The organism is Pseudovibrio sp. POLY-S9 (assembly GCF_001431305.1).
Classification (GTDB): Bacteria; Pseudomonadota; Alphaproteobacteria; order Rhizobiales; family Stappiaceae; genus Pseudovibrio.
This window is the reverse complement of sequence record NZ_LCWX01000204.1, coordinates 36,199-37,220: the sequence shown is the minus strand read 5'-3', so window position 1 is coordinate 37,220 and position 1,022 is coordinate 36,199. Positions and strand designations below refer to the sequence as shown.

The following is a 1,022-nucleotide window of genomic DNA, read 5'->3' as shown; positions in this document are numbered from 1 at the left end:
AACCGGCGCGGTACGGCGGAGGCTGTGTTTGAAGGTGATCCGGTTGCGGTAGCTCTCCATGAGTTTCTCATGGTCCGGCAAGGTGGTGAGAGCTGGGTGGGCACGGCAACTGAGCTGCTGGCAGAACTCAATATGATTGTGAGTGATCAGATCAGATCCTCACGTTTCTGGCCGACAAAGGTGAATGCGTTTGGTAATGCAGTGGATCGGGCAGCACCGCTGCTGAGGCAGAAGCGGATACAGGTAACCAAGCAAGCGACAGGTTCAAGGCGGCTGATTTATCTGGATGTGATCTAGGGGTGATGCTATCGAACGGTATGTTTTAAGAAACTTGTATTGAGGGACTCATGAGTGATTTGCTGATCCCAGCAACAGAAGCGGTTGTTGAAGGCATCTCTGGTTCGGATCTGCGTGAAGTGATGAACATCGAGTTCGGCACACTAAGTCTGTACCTAGATGACACCGCGACGAAATTGCTCAAAAAGGGCTTCTTGAACTTCACCTTGAAGAGTTGTGAAGGCGATTTGCTTCTTTATCCAATCCATAACTTTCAACAAAATGCAATCTTAGTTCGTTTTCAGGAAAGCCTTAATGAGCCTAACGCGAGCTGCGTCATGAATGTCTATGAAAAGGACGGACATATTGTTCTTTATCATTGGGAGGGCTTCCTTTCAGTTTTGGAAAGACAGACTATGAAGCTCGTCAGCCAGTCGTTTACCAAGTAACTATGACGCATATGGGTCCTTCTCAGCCTTTCTCCTGCCTGCGGGTAGTTCGAGACCACGGCACAAGCGCCTATGTGGTTTTCGCGAGGGCTTGGTGTTGAGGTTCTTGTTGTTGTTCTCCCTTGTTGGCCCATCTAATCCCATGGGTTTGTGGAGGAATTCAGTTTCCTTGCATTGACACCTTGCCCCAATCATCGCATGCTCATCTTGAGGCGTCGAAACCTCTACGAAGCGGTTACCGCATCCGTTTATTGGCGGTTTTTTTGTGTCTGGAGTTAGCTCTCCAAACGCAAACTC

General features: G+C 49.0%; 1 protein-coding gene and 1 pseudogene. Both read left to right on the top strand.

Annotated features, from left to right (window positions below):
- Window positions 1–297: pseudogene (locus tag PPL9_RS20890) on the top strand (ATP-binding protein); the annotation flags it as partial.
- Between the two features lie 50 nt (window positions 298–347).
- Window positions 348–725: a hypothetical protein gene (locus PPL9_RS20885; protein WP_057464499.1), complete on the top strand. Its 378-nt coding sequence runs from the start codon at window positions 348–350 to the stop codon at window positions 723–725.
- The last annotated feature ends 297 nt before the right edge of the window (window positions 726–1,022 follow it).

Coding starts and splice junctions, on each gene's coding strand:
- PPL9_RS20885 (WP_057464499.1), top strand. CDS start 348: ATGAGTGATTTGCTGATCCCAGCAACAGAAGCGGTTGTTGAAGGCATC.